Source organism: Streptomyces daliensis, assembly GCF_054782395.1.
Window position 1 is genome coordinate 32,709 of the sequence record NZ_BAAGSO010000010.1, and the last position, 20,429, is coordinate 53,137.

A 20,429-nucleotide genomic window follows, 5' to 3' on the forward strand; every position below is an offset into this window, starting at 1 on the left:
TATGCCAGTCCTTGAACCCAATCCGCAGAACGGGCAGAAGAAGCTGCTCCTGGTCTTCGCCACGATCATCGGCATCCTGGTCGTCATCGGTGTGATCGCCAGCATCGTCGCCCCGTAGCGTCCCGTAGCACCGCACAGCGCCCCGTCCCGCACCTTCAGGGCGTCCATGGTGGGGCTGGCCCCACCATCCCCTAGGGGGTTCGGGTCAGGGGTAAGTGGGTGGGTCACCGGATGGGAGCCACGCCGCCGCTTCCGTAGCGTCTGAGTCGCACCGTTCGACGACCCCGACCCGACCCACGGAGGCGAGCCCCATGACGGCCCGTGTGTATCCGGCACCCTCCGCGACGACCCCTTCCGCGGCGAGCCCCACGGCGAGCCCCACGGCGAGCCCCACGGCGAGCCCCGCGGCGAGCGGTGCGCAGACGCGGCTTCCCTGGTGGGCGGTCGCGCTGCCCGTCGTCGCCTTCGTGACGCTGCTGGCGCTGCTCCTGGGCGGGGGAGAGGCGGGCGCGGCCGAGCAGGCGGGGCCCCTGTTGCAGCCGTTCAGCGCGATTTTCCAGGGGCTGATACGGGTGCTGTTCGGCTGAGGTGACGGCCCCTTTACAGCACGTCACCCGTGCCGGTCGAGCAATCCCAACACCCTGCGCCCGGTGGCGCGTTTCGTGCGAAGCTGGAAAACATGAGCGTCGATGTGCCCCGCAGTATCGTCCTTCTCCGGCACGCCAAGGCCGACTGGCCTGATGTGGACGACCACGAACGCCCCCTCGCAGACCGAGGCCGCAAGGATGCCCCGGCCGTCGGCGAGTGGCTGGCCGCCCACGGCGTCAATCCCGGACTGACCCTCTGCTCGACCGCGACCCGGACCCGTGAGACGTGGAAGCTGGCCGTGCACCAGCTGCCGCAGCGTCCCAAGACGGTTTACGAGGACCGGCTCTACGAAGCCTCACCCGGCGAGATCATCGCTGTGATCAACGAAGTGTCCGAGGACGTCCGGGACCTGCTCGTCGTCGGACACAACCCCGGTATCCAGGGCGTCGCCGAGGCGCTCACGGGCAGTGCCGAGGGCGACGCGGCGGAGCGGATGTCCCGCAACGGCTTCCCGACCTCCGCCCTCGCGGTGCTCCGCTTCGGCGGCTCCTGGAAGTCCGTCGAGCCCGGCGTCGGCACCCTGAGCGACTACTGGGCACCGCATGAGGAGTAGCCGCTCCAGACGCGCCGGAGGAGAGCCGCTCACTCCGGCGCCGGGCCCCTCCGGGCGGCCCCGCACAGTGTCCGCAGTGCCCCCGGTGTCCGCAGCACCCCGCGCGTCAACGGGCCCCGCGCCCGCGACGGTTGCGCGAGGGCCCGCGCACTGACCCGTACAGGGGGCGTCGGCCGGTGCCCGCATGAGCGGGACCCGGTCACGCCCCCGAACCCGGACCTGGACCGGATACCGCCCGGCCCCGCTCCGGATCCGGAACCCGAACCGGCCGGGCTCAGTCCTCGTCCTCCTCGCCGTCCGCCGCCTCGACCTCTTCCCTGGTGATCCCGAGCAGATAGAGCACGGTGTCCAGGAAGGGCACGTTGACGGCGGTGTGCGCGGCCTCGCGCACGACCGGCTTCGCGTTGAAGGCGACGCCGAGCCCCGCCGCGTTGAGCATGTCCAGGTCGTTGGCGCCGTCCCCGATGGCGACGGTCTGCGCGAGCGGCACCCCGGCCTGCTCGGCGAAGCGCCGCAGCAGCCGCGCCTTGCCCTCGCGGTCGACGATCTCGCCCGTGACCCGGCCCGTGAGCTTGCCGTCCACGACCTCCAGGGTGTTGGCCTGGGCGAAGTCGAGGCCCAGCTCCTCCTGGAGCGCGTCGGTGACCTGGGTGAAGCCGCCGGAGACGACGCCGACCTGGTAGCCGAGCCGCTTGAGCGTCCGCACGAGAGTGCGCGCGCCCGGCGTGAGCCGTACCTCCGTGCGCACCTTCTCCACCACGGACTCGTCCAGCCCGGCCAGCAGCTCGACGCGCGCGTGCAGCGACTGCTCGAAGTCCAGCTCGCCGCGCATCGCCCGCGCCGTGACCTCGGCGACCTGCTCCTCGCAGCCCGCGTGGGCGGCGAACAGCTCGATCACCTCGTCCTGGATCAGCGTCGAGTCGACGTCCATCACGACCAGCCGCTGCGCCCTGCGCTGGAGCCCGGAGGCGACGACGGCGACGTCCACGCCGTGCCGTGCCCCCTCCATCGCGAGCGCGGTGCGCAGCCCGGGGGTCTCCGTGCCGGATACGTCGAACTCGACGGCGATGACGGGGTACTTGGCGAGCCGGAAGATGCGGTCGATGTTGCCGCCCGTGGAGGTGATCGCGGCAGCTATGGCGGCGGTCGTCTCCGCGGTGAGGGGGTGGCCGAGCACGGTGACATGGGAGCGCCCCGTGCCGCGCGGACGGTTGTCGCCGGTGCCCGAGATGATCTCGGCCTCCAGCTTCATGGACTCGGCCCAGCTGTGCACGGTGGCACGCAGCTCACCCTCGGTGGCGGTGCCGGTACTCGGCGCGGTGACCAGGGCGCACAGTGTGATGCGGCCCCGGGTGACGAGCTGCTCGATGTCGACGACCTCGACCGCGAAGGCGGCGAGTGTGTCGAAGAGCCCGGCGGTGATCCCGGGCCGGTCCTTGCCGAAGATCTTGACAAGGAGGGTGGGCGTATCGGCGTACGAAGGCGGAGTGGCCAGCGATGTGGTCATGGTTCTCTTACGTTAGCCGCTGTGGGACGGGGGTCTCCTCCTGGGGCGCTCTGTGCGGGGGCGAGGGACGTGCCCCGATCCGCCCCGATCCCCCGCTTCTCCGGACGGAACGGACGCCCAGGTCAGCGCCCCCTCCTCGCTCGCTGCTCGTGCTCTCCCCGTGTGCGCCGTCCTCTCTCCCCGCTCCTCCCCGTCCTGCGCGGGCGCCGATTTCCCGCACCTTTCACGCGGGCTTCAACCAGGGGGACGCCTCTCGTTCGGCTCCGGTTCGGGGCCGCCGCACGCTCCGTCCTGGACCCGCCCCTGGCCCGGCTCAGCCCCGGTCGTGGCCCGGGTCCTCGTCCGGCTCCGTGCCGCTTCCGGGCCGCCGCCCGCGCCGGGGCCCCCGGGGCGGCGGGTGCGGCGGCGGAGGGCCGGGAGGGGGCGGCTCGGGGCTGCGGTACGGGCGGTGCGGAGGGCCGCCCGCGATCGTCTGCGCCGAGTGCGGGCTCCCGCCCCGCGCGGGCCCCTCGCCCCCGCGCGGTCCGCCCCCGTGGGAGCCGGGGCCCTGACCGTACGGATCCCCCGCGTCCGGTCCCTCCTTGTACGGGTTCCGCTCGCCCGCGCCCAGCCCGGGCTGCGGCGTAGGCCGGTATGGCCCGCGTTCGTAGGCGAGGGCGGGCCAGGTGCGCGACGTGTCATACGCACCGGAGCCTTCCGGGCCCTCCCTCTCCGAGGCGAACCGGGAGGTCCGCCGTCCCGCCGCGCCCGTGGCGCACGCCATCAGCGCCCCCACGAAACCCGCCGCCGCGCCCCACAGCGCCCCGAGCACCAGCGCCCCCGGCACGCTGCCGCGCAGTTCGACGCCCGCGCCCATGGCGTCGAAGCCCATCACCGAGAGCCCCGCGTTCGCCTCGACCCCGGTGAGCAGCACCAGTACGGGCAGTGCGACGGCCGTCACGGCGCCCAGCGACACCCCGCACCGCACGGCGAACCCGAGCACTCCCCGCCCCCGCTCCCGTTCCCTTCGTGGCGTACGGGCGCCCGTGAGCACACCCGCCGCCAGCAGCGCCAGCCCGACGGCCACGGTCAGCAGCCACACCCGTGAGTCGAGCCCCGCGAGATCGGCCACCGTCATGGACCGGCCGTCACTGTCTCCGGCCGCGAGGAACGCGTCCACCGGATCGGGCAGCAGCTTCGCCAGCTCACCCGTGGCGGCGCCCCGGAAGGTGACCAGGAGCCCGAGAGGGACCGCCAGCCAGGTGCCGTTCGGCGCCCCCAGCAGGGCGGCTCCCGCGATGCGGCCAGGGCCCTCGCCCGCCCCCGGCCCTGTCCCCGTACCCGCCCCCGTCGCCGCCGCGTAACCGGCGGCGGCGAGCCCGGCCGTGACCGTCAGCAGCAGGACCAGCACCAGCGCGGAAGCGGCGGGCCTGACCGTACGGTGCACGCACTCGCACAGCCGCCCCGGCGGCAGCGGCGTGCGGCGCGAGGCGGCCAGCGCGGTCAGCAGCACACCGAGGACCCAGCAGGCACCCGCCAGCAGCGTCGGAACCGTCTCCACGGCGAAGCCGACGGACGTCTTCGCGTCCATGAGGCCGCCGAGCCCGTCCATGAGCCCGCCCCCGAGGTCGCCGATGCCGCCGTCGAGCCCTTCGAGTCCGCCGAGCCGGTCGCCCATCCCGGCCCGCAGGCGGTCTTCGGCGCCCTGCCGCAGCCGCTCGCCGTCGAGGGTCACCGTGGAGTGCCCCGCCCAGGCGAGCCAGCCCAGCACGGCGAGGAACAGCACGGCCACCGAGGCGACGCGCGCGGCGAGTTCGGGAAGCCGTACGACGTGGCCGACGGCGCGCAGCGAGCGCAGGAAGAAGTACGCGAGGAGCAGCGCCCCGGCCAGCGCGACGCCCAGCGGCATCACATCGAGGGCCGCCTCGGCATCGGCACCCTTCAGTCCGAAGACCTTCACATCACCGTCGGGCACGACCGAGCCGCCCACGGCCAGTGCCACGGCCGCCGCGGTCAGGGGGCCCAGCGAACCGGCGGCGTCGGCGCCCAGCAGATGCAGCCCGAGGGCCGCGGTTCCCGCCATTCCGGCGAAGGACCAGGTCACCGACGCGACGGCCGTCAGCAGGACGTCGAGGGCGCGACGGGCCGGTGCGGGAGCCCGGGGGTCACGCACGGCGCCCCCACGGGTACGGGTACGGATACGGGTAGGGGTACGGTGCGCATCGTCGCCCATGGCGCTCCCCCGATCGATGCCCAGTTGTCCGCATGATTCCCGATGCGTGCGGGTCCGGGGTTTCTTACCACTCTCCGAGCCCCTTTCGACCGAGTCAACCGGCGACGTCGGGACGAGCTTGATACGGGGCGACTTCCTGTTCGAGGCCCGGGCCTGGAATAGTTCCCCACGATGTTCGCCATCCCTAGACTCCCTATCCAGGGGGTTGCTCGGGGGACAACTTTGTGGGGCATGGAGTGCCGGAACTCGTACTGGAATTGAATGGACAGACCTGGACGCTCGATCCGTCCAGGGCGTACAACCTTGGGCGTGATCCGCAGGGCGACGTGGTGATAGAGGACGCCAGAGTCTCCTGGCGGCACGCCACCATCCGCTGGGGCGGGCGCAGTTGGGTCATCGAGGACCCGGGCAGCACCAACGGCACCTACGTGCAGGGCCGGCGCGTCCAGCAACTGGAGCTGGGCCCCGGCATGAGCGTGCACTTGGGCAACGCGACCGACGGGCCGCGGCTGAACCTCTCGGCGGCGGGCGCGGCCGCCGCTCCCGGCGCGGACGTCTACAGCGCGCAGACCGCCGTACCGGACGCGCGGCAGCAGGGGGCGCCGCAGGCGCAGGCGGCCACGCAGGCGCCGCCCCAGCAGCACCCGGGCGTCGGCCCTGGTGGTCCCGGTGGCCCCGGTGGTCAGGGCGGCCCCGGCTGGGGCCAGCAGCCCCCGCCCGCGCAGGGCGACTGGCAACAGCAGCCGCCGCAGCAGTACCAGCAGCAGGTGCCGCAGCAGCAGGGCTACCCGCAGCACCAGCAACAGCCGCAGCACCCGCACCCGCACCCGCAGCAGCAGCCGCACCAGGCGCCGCAGCACGGCGCCGGGGCAGGGGCCGGCGCCGGAAGGCAGGGCGGCGGGGACCGCAGCCCCACCACCTTCCACCAGCTCTCCCTCGGCCGCGTGATGCGCATCGGCCGTGCGCTGGAGAACGAGCTGGTGGTCTCGGACCTCCAGGTCTCCCGCCACCACGCCGAGTTCCACGCGTCGCCCGACGGCCGCTTCGAGATCCGCGACCTGGGCAGCCACAACGGCACCTACGTCAACGGCCAGCCGCTGCCGAAGTCCGGCGCCGCCGTCATCACGCCCCAGGACACCGTGGGCGTCGGCCACTCCAGCTTCCGGCTGGTCGGTGACCGGCTGGAGGAATTCGTCGACACCGGCGAGGTCTCCTTCTCAGCCCGTCATCTGACGGTGAAGGTCGACAACGGCAAGGTGATTCTCAACAACGTCACCTTCGGTGTTCCCGAAAAGTCGCTCATCGGCGTTATCGGCCCTTCCGGTTCCGGAAAGTCCACGCTGCTGCGGGCGCTCACCGGATACCGTCCCGCTGATGTCGGTGAGGTTCTTTACGACAACAGGAACCTCTACAAGCACTTCGCCGAACTCCGTCAGCGCATCGGCCTGGTGCCGCAGGACGACATCCTCCACAAGGAGCTGAAGGTGCGGACCGCGCTGCGCTACGCCGCGCGGCTCCGCTTCCCCGGTGACGTCGCGGAGGCCGAGCGCAACGCGCGGGTCGAGGAGGTCCTCGCCGAGCTGAAGCTCGACATCCACGCCGACAAGAAGGTCACCTCGCTCTCCGGCGGCCAGCGCAAGCGCGTCTCGGTCGCCCTGGAGCTGCTCACCAAGCCGTCGCTGATCTTCCTGGACGAGCCCACCTCGGGTCTCGACCCGGGCATGGACCGCGACGTCATGCAGTTGCTGCGCGGACTGGCCGACGACGGCCGTACGGTCCTCGTCGTCACCCACTCCGTGGCCGAACTGGGGCTGTGCGACAAGCTCCTGGTGATGGCGCCCGGCGGCGGCGTGGCCTACTTCGGCCCGCCGGAGGAAGCGCTCAACTTCTTCGGCTACGACACCTGGGCCGATGTCTTCTCCGCGTTCGAGAACTACCGCGACTACGACTGGATGGGCCGCTGGCAGGGCTCGCAGCACTACCAGCTCTACGCGGCCGACCTCGACGCCGTCGCCCCGCAGCCGCAGCAGGTGCAGGCCCCGCCCAGTCGGGTGCAAAAGCCACAGAGCTGGGGTTCGCAGTTCTGGACGCTGGTGCGCAGATACACGTCGGTCATCGCGTCCGACGGCGGCTTCATCGCGCTGATGATCCTGCTGCCCGCGATCCTCGGCGTGGTCTCCACGGTCATCCCGTCCGACTTCGGGCTGGAGAAGAACCCGGCCGCGCCCAAGGGCTTCAACCAGGACGCGGGCACGATCCTGCTCATCCTCGCGGTGGGCATGTGCTTCTCCGGGGCGGCCAACTCCGTACGTGAGCTGATCAAGGAGCGGGTCATCTACGAGCGGGAGCGGGCGACCGGCCTGTCCCGTTCCGCGTATCTGATGTCCAAGGTCGTCGTCCTCGGTCTCATCACCGCGCTCCAGGGCGTCATCATCACCGTGATCGGCCTGTTCCCGCGCGAGGTGCCGGAGGACGGCCTCGTGATGCCCGCCTCGGCCGAGATCTGCCTGGGCATCATCGCGCTGGGCTTCACCTCGATGATGTTCGGCCTCGTCATCTCCTCGCTGGTGAAGACGGCCGAGAAGACGATGCCGCTGCTCGTGATGTTCGCGATCGTGCAGGTCGTGTTCACGGGCGTGCTGTTCAAGATCTTCGGTTCGCCCGGCATCGAGCAGGTGTCCTGGCTGATGCCGTCCCGCTGGGCGATCGGCGCGACGGGCGCGACCATCGACCTGTCCAACGTCATGGCCCCCTGGGACCGTGAGAACCCGACCGACCTCGACCCGCTGTGGGAGCACTCCACGGGGATCTGGTTCCTCGACATGACGGTGCTGATCCTGATCGGCGTCGCCTGCGGCTTCGCCGTGGCGCGGCTGCTGCGCCGGCATGAGCCGGAGGTCATGCGCAAGTGAGGTGAAGGCGCAAGGGGCCGAGGGGGCAACGCGCCCTCCCGGCTCCCGGCGCCGCAACACGGACAACGCGACGCAACCGTGCGCACATGCGAAGGCGGCGGCACCTGGAAGGGTGCCGCCGCCTTCGGCATGCGTACCGGGCGGGTACGGGGACCGGCTCAGTACCAGTTGTTGGCCTGCCAGAACGACCAGGCGCCGCACGGGCTGCCGTAGCGGTCGTTCATGTAGCCGAGGCCCCACTTGATCTGGGTGGCCGGGTTGGTGCGCCAGTCGGAGCCCGCCGAGGCCATCTTGGAGCCGGGGAGCGCCTGTACGAGGCCGTAGGCGCCGCTGCTGGCGTTCTGCGCCCGAGGGTTCCAGCCGCTCTCGTGCTCCACGATGTTCGAGAAGCACTGGAACTGCGACTCGTCGCCGATGATCTGGCGCGCTATCTCCTGCGGGGAGCCGGAGGGCGTCGCGGTGGTGCTCTTGCGCTCGGCCGAGCGGCTCGCCGCCTGCTTACGGGCGCGCTCCCGCTCGGCGCGCTCCTTGGCGGCCTTCTCCTTCGCCGCCTTCTCCCGCGCCTCGCGGGCCCGCTCCGCGTCGGCGGCCCGCGCGGCCTCGGCGCGCTTCTTCGCCTGGGCCTGCTGCTGGGCCTCGGCCTTCGCCTCGGCCTGGGCGCGGTCGTCGGCGTGCGAGGACTGCGCGTCGATGCTCGCCCGCTGCGCCGTCGGGCTGTCCTGGGCCGTCTGCCATGCGACGGGCTGCGCGGAGAGGTCGGCGCTCGCGGTGCGCACCGTCGCGCTCCCGTTGTCCTGGCCCGGCACGACGGCGACGGCCAGCGCGGTGGCGCCGACGGCCGCGACACCGGTGGCGGCCGACACCTTCTGGAACCGGGTCAGTCTGCCGCCACGGCGGCGATGAGAAGTGGGGACGGTCATGAGTGAGCGGGCCTCTTCCGATTCCGGTGACACACCACGGACCACAGGGGGTCCTGCGGCGGCAGACATTCTTAGCGGGCCGCAAAACCCAGGGCAAAGAGCCCCATTACTACCGCTCTTAGTTGAACCCGGTCCTTACGGTCCGGGCGCGTGTGCGCTCCGCACGTCCGGGTTGCCCAGAGTGTCTACTAAGCCACCTCGTACGTGACCTGCGTCCTATGTCCGGGGTCACACCTCCACCCGTCGGGTATGCCGCACCGTTCTCGCGTCAACACATAGCGTCACGGTTTCCCGTGCCCGCCCCGACCCGGGACCTAGGTCCACGGTCCGGGGCCCCGCCCGGCGCACGTCCGATCTCCGGGCGCCCTCTCGCCGGTACCGTGAGCCCCATGCCGCACACTCCCGGGGGATGTGCCCCGGACCCCAGGCCGCCGGGCACGGGACTCGCCGCCGTCAGCGCCGCACTGCTCGCCATGAACCGGCACCTCGAGGTGCGCGACGTCCTCCAGACGATCGTCGCCTCTGCCCGCGAGCTGCTCGACGCCGAGTACGCGGCCCTCGGCGTCCCCGACGACCACGGCGGCTTCGCCCAGTTCGTGGTGGACGGCGTCAGCGACCACCAGTGGAAGGCCATCGGCCCGCTGCCCCGCCAGCACGGCATCCTCGCCGCGATGCTCCACGAGGCCACCCCACAGCGCCTCGCCGACGTCCGCGAGGACCCCCGCTTCGGCGGCTGGCCCAGGGCGCACCCCGAGATGACCGACTTCCTGGGCATGCCCATCGCGGACGGCGAAGAGGTATTGGGCGCCCTCTTCTTCGCCAACAAGCGCTGCGCCGGGCGCGAGACCGGGCGCGGGGCGGCACCAGGGAACAGGCTCTGCGCCTTCACCGAGCAGGACGAGGAACTGCTGCGCCTGCTTGCCCAGCACGCGGCGATCGCGCTGACCAACGCCCGCCTCTACGAGCGCAGCCGTGAGCTGACCATCGCGGGCGAGCGCGCCCGCATCGGCCACGAACTGCACGACGCCGTCGCCCAGAAGCTCTTCTCGCTCCGCCTCACGGCCCAGGCGGCCACGGCGCTCGTCGACCGCGACCCGGGACGCGCCAAGGAAGAGCTGCACGAGATCGCACGCCTGTCGGCCGAGGCCGCGGACGAACTGCGCGCCGCCGTCGTCGAACTGCGGCCTGCGGCGCTCGACGAGGACGGCCTCGTCGCCACCCTGCGCACCCAGGCCCAGGTCCTCGACCGCGCGCACTCGGCCGAGGTCAGCTTCTCCTGCGAGGGCGTACGCGCCCTCCCGGCGGCCCAGGAGGAGGCGGTGCTGCGCGTGGCCCAGGAGGCGCTGCACAACGCGCTGCGCCACGCGGACGCCGTACGCGTCGACGTCGCCCTCGTCCGCAGGGGCACGGGAGCGGTGCTGCGGGTGAGCGACGACGGCCAGGGCTTCGACCCGCACGCGGTGCGCAGGGCGGGACGCCACCTCGGGCTCGTCTCCATGCGGGACAGGGCGGGCGGCGTCGGAGGAAGGCTGAGCGTGGAGTCCGAGCCCGGCAAGGGCACTGTGATCGAGCTGGAGGTGCCCGGTGGCTGAGGTGATCCGCGTCCTGCTCGTCGACGACCACCAGGTCGTACGGCGGGGACTGCGCACGTTCCTGGAGGTCCAGGACGACATCGAGGTGGTGGGGGAGGCGGCCGACGGGGACGAGGGCGTCGCCAGGGCCGAGGAACTGCGCCCCGACGTCGTCCTCATGGACGTCAAGATGCCGGGCACGGACGGCATCGAGGCCCTGCGCAAGCTCCGCGAGAGCGCGAACCCCGCACGCGTCCTGATCGTCACCAGCTTCACCGAGCAGCGCACGGTCGTCCCGGCGCTGCGCGCGGGCGCCGCCGGATACGTCTACAAGGACGTCGACCCCGACGCGCTCGCCGGGGCCATCCGCTCCGTCCACGCGGGCCATGTGCTGCTCCAGCCCGAGGTCGCGGGGGCGCTGCTCTCGGACGACGCGGCGGGCGGCGGAGCGGGACGGGGCTCCTCGCTCACCGAGCGGGAGCGCGAGGTCCTCGGCCTCATCGCAGACGGCCGCTCCAACCGCGAGATCGCGCGGGCGCTGGTGCTCTCGGAGAAGACGGTGAAGACGCACGTCTCGAACATCCTGATGAAGCTGGACCTGGCGGACCGCACCCAGGCGGCGCTCTGGGCCGTCCGGCACGGGCTGACGGGCTGACGGGCTGACGGGCTGACGGGGTGACGGGCTGACGGGCCGACGGGCCGACGGGCGGGCTTGACGGGGCGGCGACGCGGGCGCGCGGCGGGACGTCGCGGCGGAACGTTCCCGTCCGGGATGAGATTCATACCGTCGTGTAGATGTCGCTCCAATGGCGTATCCCCTGAGCGCCGGTCCCGTTCTCCAGGGCATGCCGCGGCGACGTGCCGCGGCCACTCGCCAGGAGGGGCAAACAAAGTGAAGAAGCTGAAGCAGGCAGCGGCAGTCACCATGGTCGCCGGGGGCATCCTCGCCGCCGGTGCGGGCGCCGCAGCCGCGCACGGCGGCGGTGCGGTCGCGCACGGCGGCGCCGCCAACTCGCCCGGCGTCGGCTCCGGCAATCTGGTCCAGGTCCCGGTTCACATCCCGGTGAACGCCACGGGCAACACCGCCACCGTCATCGGCGGCCTGAACCCGGCCTTCGGCAACAACTCCGTCAACCACTGACGCCACCCGCCGCGCACCGCGCAGACCCCGCCCCGGGTGCCCACCCAGGGGCGGGCGCCGTCTCCGGTGCGTCGGCCGCGGCCGTTCCCGGGCCCCCACCCCGGACGTCCGCGCTCCACCCGTACGCCCGCTTTCCGCCGCGCGCCTCCGCGACCGGAGCCGCGCGCCACACAGAAGGAACGACATCCCATGAAGACCGCCAAGAAGGTCGTGCTTGTCCTCGCCGCCGCCGGTATGGCCGCCGGTGCCTCGGCCGGTTCCGCGCTCGCCACCGACAACGCCTCCGCGCGCGGAGGGGCCGCCAACTCGCCCGGCGTCGGCTCCGGCAACCTGGTCCAGATCCCCGTCGACGTCCCGGTGAACGCCACCGGCAACTCCGCGAACGTGGTCGGCCTCGTCAACCCGGTGTTCGGCAACTCCTCGCACAACTTCTGAGCCCCGTGCCGGACACGTAGCGCACACGGAGACCCGTAGCGCGCACGAGCACCGGCACCACGAACACCGGGACCACCGGAACGATCGGAACACAGCCCCGCGGGCGACGGCCCGCGGGGCTGCGGCGCGTCCCGGCAACCGCGACCCGCCCCACCCCGCCCCGCGTCAGCCCCGCCCGCGCTCCAGTTCCTCCGCGTACGCGTTGTACGCCGCCACCTGCGCCCTGCGGGCCGTGCGCTCCACCGGGCGCAGCGCCTCGGTCCGCGCGGCGATCTCCGAGGCGCTCACGGCGCCGCCGTGCTCGCGCCCGTCGCCGCCCTCCCCGTACGCGATGGACACCAGCGCCCGCACCCGCTGCCCCAGTTCCAGCACCCGCACGGCGCGCGGCGGATAGCCGGGGGCCAGCAGTCGGCGCCCCGCCTCCATGCGCGCCCGGTACGCGTCCAGCGCCGCGTTCGCGACCGGGCCCGAGCCCGCCACGTCGAGCCGGGTCAGTACCTCCGTCGCGTCGCGCATGGCCTCGGCCAGCTCCCGCTCGGCCTCGCCGAGCGAGGGCACATCGGCCGGCGGCGCCTCGCGCACGGGCAGGCAGTGCCAGGTCACCTCCACATGCACATCGCCCTCGGGTCCGGCCTCGTACACCTCCGGTACCAGGCCGAGCGCCACACCCGAGGCGACCACGGCCTCCCCGGACTCCAGCGCCCGCGCGTTGAACTCCGGCGGCCCGCTCAGGCCCAGCGGATGGCCCGGCGCGGGGAGCGCCACCCGCAGGCCCGTGGCGCCGAGCGAGCGCAGCCGCCCCAGCGCCAGGGTCAGCCCGACGGAAGCCCCTTCGGCTTCCCCCGGCAGCCCGGCCACCCGGTGGACCACGTCGTCGGCGACGATCCTTTCCGCGGCCTCGTCGGGCGAGACAAGACCGGCAAACAGTGCGTTTCCCCAGGCGGCCATCCGCCCCGAACGAGGTTCATCGAGCATGAGCCCAGCCTAGGGAACGGTCTTCGGAAGAGGTGGCGTAGGTTTTGTCTGGGGACTGTGCCCACAGGCACAGAAAATCGCGACTGCTATGGGAGACAACGCGCTCATGAGCGAAGTACTGGAGCTGGTGGACGTATCAGTGGTCCGCGAGGGTCGTGCTCTGGTGGACGACGTCTCCTGGTCGGTGAAGGAAGGCGAACGGTGGGTGATCCTCGGGCCCAACGGCGCGGGCAAGACCACCCTGCTCAACCTCGCCTCCAGCTACCTGTTCCCGACCAAGGGCAGCGCCACCATCCTCGGCGAGCGGCTCGGCGGGGTCGACGTCTTCGACCTGCGCCCGCGCATCGGCATGGCGGGCATGGCGATGGCCGACAAGCTGCCCCGCGCCCAGACCGTCCTGGAGACCGTGCTGACCGCCGCGTACGGCATGACCGCGCACTGGCAGGAGCGGTACGAGGCGGTGGACGAGGACCGCGCCCGCGCCTTCCTCGACAGGCTCGGCATGACCGAGTTCCTGGACCGCAGGTTCGGCACCCTCTCCGAGGGCGAGCGCAAGCGCACCCTGATCGCGCGCGCCATGATGACCGACCCCGAACTGCTGCTCCTCGACGAGCCGGCGGCCGGGCTCGACCTCGGCGGCCGTGAGGACCTCGTGCGCCGCCTGGGACGGCTCGCGCGCGACCCCCTGGCGCCCTCGATGCTGATGGTCACGCACCACGTCGAGGAGATCCCGCCGGGTTTCACCCACGTCCTGATGATCCGTCAGGGCCAGGTGCTGGCCGCGGGTCCGGTGGAGACCGAGCTGACGTCCCGCAACCTCTCGCTCTGCTTCGGGCTGCCCCTCGTCGTCGAGCAGCACGGCGACCGGTGGACGGCGCAGGGTCTGCCGCTGAGCTGATCGCGGGCCTACCATGGCCGTGTGGATGCATGGGTGTGGTGGCTCGTAGCCGCGGTGGCGCTGGGAATTCCGCTCGTCCTGACCGCGATGCCGGAGTTCGGCATGCTCGCGGTCGGCGCGGTCGCCGGTGCTGTCACGGCCGGGCTCGGTGGGGGCCCTGTGGCCCAGGTCGTCGTCTTCGCGATTGTCTCGACCGCGCTGATCCTGGTGGTACGCCCCATAGCGCAGCGCTCGCGCAGACAGGGGCCCGCGCTGTCCAGCGGCGTGGACGCGCTCAGAGGGCGCCAGGCCGTCGTCCTGGAACGGGTGGACGGCCAGGGCGGACGGATCAAGCTGGCAGGCGAGGTCTGGTCGGCCCGTTCGCTGGATACGGGTGAGGCGTACGAACCAGGTCGTCAGGTCGACGTGGTGGAGATCGACGGAGCCACGGCCGTCGTGATGGGATAGCGCCAACAGCCGTCTGTGCGCAGCGTGTTGGCACAGCGGCTCCGCAACGCAGCGAACCGTCAACGAACAGCAGGGGGCGACGAGCGATGGACGCCATCATCATTGTCCTGATCATCCTGGTGGTGCTGGTCTTCATCGCACTCATCAAGACGATCCAGGTCATCCCGCAGGCCAGCGCGGCCATTGTCGAGCGCTTCGGCCGCTACACACGCACGCTCAACGCGGGCCTGAACATCGTGGTGCCGTTCATCGACACCGTCCGCAACCGCGTGGACCTCCGCGAGCAGGTCGTCCCCTTCCCGCCGCAGCCGGTGATCACCCAGGACAACCTGGTGGTCAACATCGACACCGTCATCTATTACCAGGTGACCGACGCGCGCGCGGCGACGTACGAGGTCGCCAGCTACATCCAGGCCATCGAGCAGCTCACCGTCACCACGCTCCGCAACATCATCGGCGGCATGGACCTGGAGCGGACGCTGACCTCCCGCGAGGAGATCAACGCGGCCCTCCGCGGCGTCCTCGACGAGGCCACAGGCAAGTGGGGCATCCGCGTCAACCGCGTCGAGCTGAAGGCCATCGAGCCGCCGACCTCCATCCAGGACTCGATGGAGAAGCAGATGCGCGCCGACCGCGACAAGCGCGCGGCGATCCTCCAGGCCGAGGGTGTCCGGCAGTCCCAGATCCTCACGGCCGAGGGTGAGAAGCAGTCCTCCATCCTCCGCGCCGAGGGTGAGGCCCGCTCCGCAGCGCTGCGCGCGGAGGGCGAGGCCCAGGCGATCCGCACCGTCTTCGAGTCCATCCACGCGGGCGACCCGGACCAGAAGCTGCTCTCCTACCAGTACCTCCAGATGCTGCCGAAGATCGCCGAGGGCGACGCCAACAAGCTGTGGATCGTGCCCAGCGAGATCGGCGACGCGCTCAAGGGCCTCGGCGGCGCCCTCGACGGGTTCCGTCCCGGAGGCGGAGGCGGCGGGAACCCGGGCAACAGCGGCGGTGGCGGCAGCATGGTCAAGCCGCCGCGCGAGCAGCCCCCGATCGACTGAGCCGCACCTGTCGCTGCCTCTCGCGTGCCTGTCGCGTGTGACGGCGCCATCCGCGCGACGGGCCCGTCGCGCGCCCCGCACACACGCACCACCAGCCCCTCGGGCATGATCAGTGGCCAGGACCACTGATCATCCGAGGGGCTTCGTGTGACCATCTGGGAGGCACTGGCCGTCTGGGCCGCAGGCATCGGCGCGGGCGCCATCAACACCATCGTCGGCTCCGGCACCCTCATCACCTTCCCGGTCCTCCTCGCCACGGGCCTGCCGCCCGTCACCGCGAACGTCTCCAACTCGCTCGGCGTGGTCCCCGGCTCCATCAGCGGCGCCATCGGCTACCGCAGAGAACTGCGCGGCCAGCGCCGCCGCGTACTGCGGCTCAGCGCCGCCGCCTTCGTCGGAGCACTGGCGGGGGCAGCGCTGCTGGTCACCCTGCCGTCCAGCGCCTTCGACATGATCGTCCCCGCCCTCGTCGGGCTGGCCCTCGTCCTCGTCATCGTCCAGCCTCGGCTGGCCCGCGCCCTGAAGCGGCGCCGGGAGCGCAACGGCGGCACGGCCCACCCCGACGGAGGGCCCGCGCTCCAGACCGGGCTGCTCTTGTCCAGCGTCTACGGCGGCTACTTCGGGGCGGCACAGGGCGTGATCTACCTCGCGCTGATGGGACTGCTGCTCCCCGACGACCTCCAGCGCGTCAACGCCGTCAAGAACGTCCTCGGCGCCGTCGTGAACGGCACCGCCGCGCTCCTCTTCCTCTTCGTCGCGGACTTCGACTGGACGGCCGTGCTGCTGATCGCCGTCGGCTCCGCGATCGGCGGCCAGCTCGGCGCCCGCATAGGGCGACGGCTGCCGCCGACCGCGCTGCGGGCCGTCATCGTGATCGTCGGGGCGGCGGCCATCGTGCAGCTTCTGCTGCGCTGACGACGGCGCCCCGGCGCGAGCTGTCTCCCTCGCGCCGGGGCGCCGCCCGTACCGCTCGTACCGCTCGTACCGCGCGTGCCGCCCGTACCGCTCGTACCGCGCGTGCCGCCCGTACCGCTCGTACCGCGCGTGCCGCCCGTACCGCCCGTACCGCCCGTGCCGCGTCAGGCCGGGAGCGCCTCCGGCGCCGCGGGCCCCGAGGAGGCGCCCGCGCCCCGCACCGTCAGCCACTCGGGCAGCGTCTCGCCGTCCTTGAGGCCCAGCGCCAGCAGCAGCGAGTCCGCGGGCGTCGGCTCGAACGGCTTCGTCAGCAGCCCCATCCCCGCCTGCGCGGGCGTACGGTCCGCCTTGCGGTGGTTGTCCGTCGCACACGCGGCGACCGTGTTCAGCCAGGTGTCCCCGCCGCCCCGCGAACGCGGCACGATGTGATCGACCGTGGTCGCCCTGCGCCCGCAGTACGCGCACCGGTGCCGGTCACGTACGAGGACACCGCGCCGCGACCACGGCGCCCGTTGTCGGAACGGCACCCTGACGTATCTGCACAGCCGGATCACCTGCGGCACCGGAAGCTCGATGCTCGCCGCGCGCACCCGGAGGCCGGGGTGCGACTGCTCGACGACGGCCTTGTCCTGCATGACCAGCACCACCGCACGCCGCAGCGACACCGTCGACAGCGGCTCAAAGCTCGCGTTGAGGACCAGCGTCTCCCGCATCGCCTCCACCTCCCGGTCTCCGGCCCGCCCCCGTGGCGGGGTGGCTCCACTGTGCCGATGCCCGATCAGGTGAACAACGCAATTTCCCTACGCCGTACGAGGGGTGACCGGCGCCCGGAGAAAGGGTGACGAAGCACGGAACAACAGGTGGGAGAGGCCCAGGAGACAGGAAGGAGCGGAGGAGCCCGTGAGGGAAAGGGGAAGGGGAAGGGGGGGCGCAAGGGGCAGCCGACGCGGTCGCCCGACCCCCGGCCGGACTCCGACGGGCGGCTGGCGCAGACACGAGCGCCCCGCCGCCCCCGCGCTCACGGTGCCGACTGCCCGGCACCACTGTGCGACGCGGAGACGACGGGGCGCAAAGCATTTTCCCGGTGCCGCGCACCGCGCGCCGGGCCCCGTCGAGGCCGAGGAGTCTCAGTCCTCGGCGACCTCCTCGTGCTCACCGATGAGCTGCGCACGCCCGACGGTCTTGAAGCGCAGGTTGAAGCCGACGACGGCGGGCGAGGCGTCCGCGTCCGGCCCCAGCTTCTCGCTGTCGACGGCGTACACCGTGAACACGTACCGGTGCGGCCCGTCCCCGGGCGGCGGCGCGGCACCGCCGAAGTCACGGGTGCCGAAGTCGTTGCGCACGTGGACGGCGCCCTCGGGCAGTCCCTTCATGTCGCCCGTGCCGGCGCCCACCGGCAGCTCGGTCACGGTCACCGGGATGTCGAAGACGGACCAGTGCCAGAAGCCGCTGCCCGTCGGCGCGTCCGGGTCGAAGCAGGTGACGGCGAAGCTCTTGGTCTCCGGGGGGAACCCCTCCCAGCGCAGGTGGGGAGAGGTGTTCCCTCGCGCGTAGAGCTGGTCCGGCCTCAGCCGTCCGCCCTCGGAGACGTCGTCGCTCACCACCTGGAACGACGGCACCGGCGGGTGGAAGTCGTGGGGGAGCGGCCGACGCTTCTGCTCGGTCACGGGAGAACCTCCTCATCGCGAGAATCGCTGTACCGGCCAGCCTAACGAGCCGAGGCCCCCCTCTTTGCCACCATGGTGACCACTCGACAGCCCTTCACAATGCTGACCTTCAATGCGGTGGTGCGACGATGACCAGCTCCGTGGAACTGCCAGAACTGCCCGACGGCGAGCTGCCGGGCCTCTTCGAAGGCACCGTGCCTCCCGGCGTGTACCGCTGCGCGTCCGTGGGCCCGGACGTCCTGATGCAAGCGGAAGCAGCGGGCTGGGTGGGGACGGTGGTGGACCTGACGGGCGCGGCGAGCAAGGCGGACTTCATGGACCGCTGCGCGACCGGCCTGGAACTCCCCGACTGGTTCGGCCGCAACTGGGACGCGCTCGCCGACTGCCTCACCGACCTCTCCTGGTGGGGCGAGACGGACGGCTATCTGGTCATGACGGCCGGATGGCGCGACTTCGAACAGGCCGCCCCCCAGGAAGCCGACACCGCGGCGGAGATCTTCACGGCCGCCGCTGCCTACTGGGCGGTCCGCGACGCCCACCTCTCGGTGCTCCTGGGCTGACGGCACCGGGGGCGCGGACCACGGGCGCCGGGGCCGGTGCCGGGAACGCCGTCCGGCCGCCGCCCCGAGGACGGCGGCCGGATGACGGCTCACGGGAGTCGCGCCCGGCTCAGCTCGGCCGGCCCACGACGGCTACAGCCAGTTGCGCTTGCCGCCGACCTCCGTCAGCCACTGGTTGATGTAGGCCGTCCAGTCCGTCTGCTGGAACTGGGACTGGCTCACCTGGAACGAGCGGAACGAGTCGGTGCCCCCGGAGAAGATGCCCGGCTTCTTGTCCATCTCCATGACGACGTCCATCTCGTTGCCGTCGGCCACGAAGGACAGCTCCACCTGGGTGAGCCCTCGGTACTGCTGCGGCGCGAAGAACTCGATCTCCTGGTAGAAGGGCAGCTGCTGCCGGGTGCCCCGGATGCGGCCCTTCTCCATGTCGGCGGACTTGAAGCGGAAGCCGAGCTGGCCGAACGCGTCCAGGATCGCCTGCTGGGCGGGCAGCGGGTGCACGTTCACCGGGTCGAGGTCGGTGGAGTCGACGGCCCGCGCGATGGCCAGCTCCGTCGTCACGCCGATGTTCATGCCGGTGAGCTGCTGGCCAAGGAACATGGTGACGGGCGTCTCCCAGGGGACCTCCAACTGGAACGGCACCGTGTGGGAGCTGTCGGCGGCCAGGTCGAAGGCGCCGCCGAGCGACTGCCTGCCGAACTCGATGTTCTGCTTCATCTCGCCGTCGTTGGTCTCCACCTCGACCTTGGCCTGAAGACCGACCGAGAGCCCCTGGATCTGCTGGTCGACCGAGCCCGCCTCGATCCGCACCTCACCTTGGACGATGCCGCCCGGGACCACGTTCGGCTCGTGCAGCACGGTGTCCACCGACGCACTCCCCACGCCCATGCTCGCGAACAGCTTCTTGAACCCCATCTGATTCCTCCCAGGCTCGGCCTGTGTCGTCTGTACTCGTGACGGCCTTCGTTACGAGTTACGCCGCGCGCTGCCGTGCGGTTCCGTCCGCCCCGGATGCCGGATGGTCGCCCCCGTGGCTCGGTTATCCTCGAACAGCATGATCGCTGGCCGAGACCGTACGCCAAGGGGTGGGCAGGCCCACAGGCCGCTACCCCGTTCCTTCTTCGACCGCCCCGTGCTGGAGGTCGCTCCCGACCTCCTGGGCCGCACGCTGATACGCAACACGGCCGACGGCCCGATGGAGCTGCGGCTCACCGAGGTCGAGGCGTACGCGGGGGAGGCCGATCCCGGTTCGCACGCCTACCGGGGCCGCACACAGCGCAACGCTTCGATGTTCGGCCCGCCCGGCCACGCGTACGTCTACTTCATCTACGGCATGTGGTTCAGCCTCAACCTCGTCTGCGGTCCCGAGGGGCACGCGAGCGGTGTGCTGCTGCGTGCCGGTGAGGTGCTGAGCGGCGAGGAGCAGGCGAGGAAGCGCCGGCCGAAGGCCCGTAAGGACACAGAACTGGCCAAGGGGCCCGCCCGGCTCGCCACGGCACTGGACATCGACCGCACCCTGAACGGCGTCGACCTGTGTGGCCGGGACGAGGCGGCCCCGCTCCGCGTCCTCACTGGTGAGCCCGTGGATCTCGGCGACGTCCGCAGCGGCCCGCGCACGGGCGTCGGTGGCGAGGGCGCCCACCAGCCCTGGCGCTTCTGGGCGGACGGGGACCCGACGGTGAGCCCATATCGGCCACACCAACGGAGGCATCGGCGTACGTGACTTGACGCTGCGGGGGTCGGCCCCTAATGTAGATCGAGCCGCTGAAACGGGGCAGACCTTCACGTCGACTCTGAGAGTCGCCTGGGAGCCCCTCACAAACGGTCAAACCACTACCTGAGATTCCCCAACCGGGGTTGTTTTTCGGTGCGCCGAAATTCGACTCGAAGGCTCGATTAGGAGCCCGGACGGAAATCCTCTAAAGTAGTGGACACGTCGAAAGGCGCCCCGCCGACAGGGGAAAGTCGGAATCGGATTTCGGCCGGGAACGGCCGGGAAACGGGTCTGATAGAGTCGGAGAC

21 protein-coding genes are annotated in these 20,429 nt (G+C 71.8%); 14 read left to right on the plus strand and 7 right to left on the minus strand.

What is annotated here, in order from left to right; translation table 11 throughout:
* Nucleotide 1 precedes the first annotated feature (1 nt).
* The 3 genes from ACYVOO_RS03130 (at nt 2) to ACYVOO_RS03140 (ending at nt 1,201) form a co-directional block, all read left to right on the plus strand.
* Nucleotides 2-118, plus strand: a complete 117-nt coding sequence (locus tag ACYVOO_RS03130; protein WP_453349082.1) for an SGM_5486 family transporter-associated protein — start codon at nt 2-4, stop codon at nt 116-118.
* A 193-nt stretch (nt 119-311) separates the two neighbouring features.
* A complete protein-coding gene (locus ACYVOO_RS03135) occupies nt 312-587 on the plus strand; it encodes a hypothetical protein (protein ID WP_461014107.1) in 276 nt (91 codons plus the stop codon).
* A 92-nt stretch (nt 588-679) separates the two neighbouring features.
* Nucleotides 680-1,201: a SixA phosphatase family protein gene (locus ACYVOO_RS03140; RefSeq protein ID WP_453349084.1), complete on the plus strand. Its 522-nt coding sequence runs from the start codon at nt 680-682 to the stop codon at nt 1,199-1,201.
* A 274-nt stretch (nt 1,202-1,475) separates the two neighbouring features.
* On the opposite strand, the gene serB is transcribed toward ACYVOO_RS03140, so the two are convergent.
* On the minus strand, nt 1,476-2,708 hold the full coding sequence (gene serB, locus ACYVOO_RS03145) for a phosphoserine phosphatase SerB (protein ID WP_461014108.1): 1,233 nt from the start codon (nt 2,706-2,708) through the stop codon (nt 1,476-1,478).
* A 313-nt stretch (nt 2,709-3,021) separates the two neighbouring features.
* A complete protein-coding gene (locus ACYVOO_RS03150; protein ID WP_461014109.1) occupies nt 3,022-4,860 on the minus strand; it encodes a streptophobe family protein in 1,839 nt (612 codons plus the stop codon).
* Nucleotides 4,861-5,156: 296 nt separating this feature from the next.
* Here ACYVOO_RS03150 and ACYVOO_RS03155 point away from each other — a divergent pair, with 296 nt between their 5' ends.
* On the plus strand, nt 5,157-7,832 hold the full coding sequence (locus ACYVOO_RS03155) for an ABC transporter ATP-binding protein/permease (protein ID WP_461014110.1): 2,676 nt from the start codon (nt 5,157-5,159) through the stop codon (nt 7,830-7,832).
* 158 nt (nt 7,833-7,990) lie between these two features.
* Here the strand turns inward: ACYVOO_RS03155 and ACYVOO_RS03160 are convergent, their stop codons facing one another.
* Nucleotides 7,991-8,752, minus strand: a complete 762-nt coding sequence (locus tag ACYVOO_RS03160; RefSeq protein ID WP_461014111.1) for an aggregation-promoting factor C-terminal-like domain-containing protein — start codon at nt 8,750-8,752, stop codon at nt 7,991-7,993.
* 389 nt (nt 8,753-9,141) lie between these two features.
* On the opposite strand from ACYVOO_RS03160, the gene ACYVOO_RS03165 reads away from it, so the two are divergent.
* The 4 genes from ACYVOO_RS03165 to ACYVOO_RS03180 all read left to right on the plus strand — a co-directional run bounded on the left by ACYVOO_RS03165 (nt 9,142) and on the right by ACYVOO_RS03180 (nt 11,899).
* Nucleotides 9,142-10,344 carry a GAF domain-containing sensor histidine kinase gene (locus ACYVOO_RS03165; RefSeq protein WP_461014112.1) on the plus strand — a complete coding sequence of 401 codons (1,203 nt, stop codon included), beginning with the start codon at nt 9,142-9,144 and terminating at the stop codon, nt 10,342-10,344.
* Nucleotides 10,337-10,978, plus strand: a complete 642-nt coding sequence (locus ACYVOO_RS03170; RefSeq protein WP_461014113.1) for a response regulator — start codon at nt 10,337-10,339, stop codon at nt 10,976-10,978. Before ACYVOO_RS03165 ends, ACYVOO_RS03170 begins: the two co-directional genes overlap by 8 nt.
* 237 nt (nt 10,979-11,215) lie before the next feature.
* Nucleotides 11,216-11,464, plus strand: coding sequence for a chaplin (locus ACYVOO_RS03175; RefSeq protein ID WP_453349091.1), 249 nt, complete (start codon nt 11,216-11,218; stop codon nt 11,462-11,464).
* A 189-nt stretch (nt 11,465-11,653) separates the two neighbouring features.
* Nucleotides 11,654-11,899: a chaplin gene (locus ACYVOO_RS03180; protein ID WP_461014114.1), complete on the plus strand. Its 246-nt coding sequence runs from the start codon at nt 11,654-11,656 to the stop codon at nt 11,897-11,899.
* 165 nt (nt 11,900-12,064) lie between these two features.
* Here ACYVOO_RS03180 and ACYVOO_RS03185 read toward each other — a convergent pair whose 3' ends face one another.
* Nucleotides 12,065-12,874 carry a hypothetical protein gene (locus ACYVOO_RS03185; protein ID WP_461014115.1) on the minus strand — a complete coding sequence of 270 codons (810 nt, stop codon included), beginning with the start codon at nt 12,872-12,874 and terminating at the stop codon, nt 12,065-12,067.
* 106 nt (nt 12,875-12,980) lie between these two features.
* On the opposite strand from ACYVOO_RS03185, the gene ACYVOO_RS03190 reads away from it, so the two are divergent.
* The 4 genes from ACYVOO_RS03190 to ACYVOO_RS03205 all read left to right on the plus strand — a co-directional run bounded on the left by ACYVOO_RS03190 (nt 12,981) and on the right by ACYVOO_RS03205 (nt 16,180).
* Nucleotides 12,981-13,772, plus strand: a complete 792-nt coding sequence (locus tag ACYVOO_RS03190) for an ABC transporter ATP-binding protein (RefSeq protein WP_453351347.1) — start codon at nt 12,981-12,983, stop codon at nt 13,770-13,772.
* Between the two features lie 21 nt (nt 13,773-13,793).
* The gene (locus ACYVOO_RS03195; RefSeq protein WP_453351348.1) at nt 13,794-14,219 is read left to right on the plus strand and encodes an NfeD family protein; all 426 of its coding nucleotides are present in this window, start codon (nt 13,794-13,796) and stop codon (nt 14,217-14,219) included.
* Nucleotides 14,220-14,305: 86 nt separating this feature from the next.
* Entirely contained in the window at nt 14,306-15,265 is a 960-nt protein-coding gene (locus ACYVOO_RS03200) for an SPFH domain-containing protein (protein WP_461014116.1), read from the plus strand.
* Nucleotides 15,266-15,412: 147 nt separating this feature from the next.
* Complete coding sequence (locus ACYVOO_RS03205; RefSeq protein ID WP_461014117.1) at nt 15,413-16,180, plus strand: sulfite exporter TauE/SafE family protein; 768 nt, start codon at nt 15,413-15,415, stop codon at nt 16,178-16,180.
* Between the two features lie 164 nt (nt 16,181-16,344).
* Here the strand turns inward: ACYVOO_RS03205 and ACYVOO_RS03210 are convergent, their stop codons facing one another.
* Nucleotides 16,345-16,893 carry an HNH endonuclease gene (locus ACYVOO_RS03210; protein ID WP_461014118.1) on the minus strand — a complete coding sequence of 183 codons (549 nt, stop codon included), beginning with the start codon at nt 16,891-16,893 and terminating at the stop codon, nt 16,345-16,347.
* 414 nt (nt 16,894-17,307) lie between these two features.
* Nucleotides 17,308-17,847: a YbhB/YbcL family Raf kinase inhibitor-like protein gene (locus ACYVOO_RS03215; RefSeq protein WP_453351335.1), complete on the minus strand. Its 540-nt coding sequence runs from the start codon at nt 17,845-17,847 to the stop codon at nt 17,308-17,310.
* A gap of 128 nt (nt 17,848-17,975) precedes the next feature.
* On the opposite strand from ACYVOO_RS03215, the gene ACYVOO_RS03220 reads away from it, so the two are divergent.
* Complete coding sequence (locus ACYVOO_RS03220; RefSeq protein ID WP_453351336.1) at nt 17,976-18,407, plus strand: barstar family protein; 432 nt, start codon at nt 17,976-17,978, stop codon at nt 18,405-18,407.
* Nucleotides 18,408-18,539: 132 nt separating this feature from the next.
* Here ACYVOO_RS03220 and ACYVOO_RS03225 read toward each other — a convergent pair whose 3' ends face one another.
* The gene (locus ACYVOO_RS03225; RefSeq protein WP_461014119.1) at nt 18,540-19,322 is read right to left on the minus strand and encodes a sporulation protein; all 783 of its coding nucleotides are present in this window, start codon (nt 19,320-19,322) and stop codon (nt 18,540-18,542) included.
* Between the two features lie 139 nt (nt 19,323-19,461).
* On the opposite strand from ACYVOO_RS03225, the gene ACYVOO_RS03230 reads away from it, so the two are divergent.
* Entirely contained in the window at nt 19,462-20,130 is a 669-nt protein-coding gene (locus ACYVOO_RS03230; protein ID WP_461014120.1) for a DNA-3-methyladenine glycosylase, read from the plus strand.
* Nucleotides 20,131-20,429 lie beyond the last annotated feature (299 nt).

What these genes read in the sequence shown, in the direction of transcription:
- ACYVOO_RS03180 (WP_461014114.1), top strand. Translation starts at nt 11,654, where the DNA reads ATGAAGACCGCCAAGAAGGTCGTGCTTGTCCTCGCCGCCGCCGGTATG.
- ACYVOO_RS03135 (WP_461014107.1), top strand. Translation starts at nt 312, where the DNA reads ATGACGGCCCGTGTGTATCCGGCACCCTCCGCGACGACCCCTTCCGCG.
- ACYVOO_RS03210 (WP_461014118.1), bottom strand. Translation starts at nt 16,893, where the DNA reads ATGCGGGAGACGCTGGTCCTCAACGCGAGCTTTGAGCCGCTGTCGACG.
- ACYVOO_RS03165 (WP_461014112.1), top strand. Translation starts at nt 9,142, where the DNA reads ATGCCGCACACTCCCGGGGGATGTGCCCCGGACCCCAGGCCGCCGGGC.
- ACYVOO_RS03230 (WP_461014120.1), top strand. Translation starts at nt 19,462, where the DNA reads ATGATCGCTGGCCGAGACCGTACGCCAAGGGGTGGGCAGGCCCACAGG.
- ACYVOO_RS03190 (WP_453351347.1), top strand. Translation starts at nt 12,981, where the DNA reads ATGAGCGAAGTACTGGAGCTGGTGGACGTATCAGTGGTCCGCGAGGGT.
- ACYVOO_RS03185 (WP_461014115.1), bottom strand. Translation starts at nt 12,874, where the DNA reads ATGCTCGATGAACCTCGTTCGGGGCGGATGGCCGCCTGGGGAAACGCA.
- serB (WP_461014108.1), bottom strand. Translation starts at nt 2,708, where the DNA reads ATGACCACATCGCTGGCCACTCCGCCTTCGTACGCCGATACGCCCACC.
- ACYVOO_RS03220 (WP_453351336.1), top strand. Translation starts at nt 17,976, where the DNA reads ATGACCAGCTCCGTGGAACTGCCAGAACTGCCCGACGGCGAGCTGCCG.
- ACYVOO_RS03225 (WP_461014119.1), bottom strand. Translation starts at nt 19,322, where the DNA reads ATGGGGTTCAAGAAGCTGTTCGCGAGCATGGGCGTGGGGAGTGCGTCG.
- ACYVOO_RS03130 (WP_453349082.1), top strand. Translation starts at nt 2, where the DNA reads ATGCCAGTCCTTGAACCCAATCCGCAGAACGGGCAGAAGAAGCTGCTC.
- ACYVOO_RS03200 (WP_461014116.1), top strand. Translation starts at nt 14,306, where the DNA reads ATGGACGCCATCATCATTGTCCTGATCATCCTGGTGGTGCTGGTCTTC.
- ACYVOO_RS03160 (WP_461014111.1), bottom strand. Translation starts at nt 8,752, where the DNA reads ATGACCGTCCCCACTTCTCATCGCCGCCGTGGCGGCAGACTGACCCGG.
- ACYVOO_RS03140 (WP_453349084.1), top strand. Translation starts at nt 680, where the DNA reads ATGAGCGTCGATGTGCCCCGCAGTATCGTCCTTCTCCGGCACGCCAAG.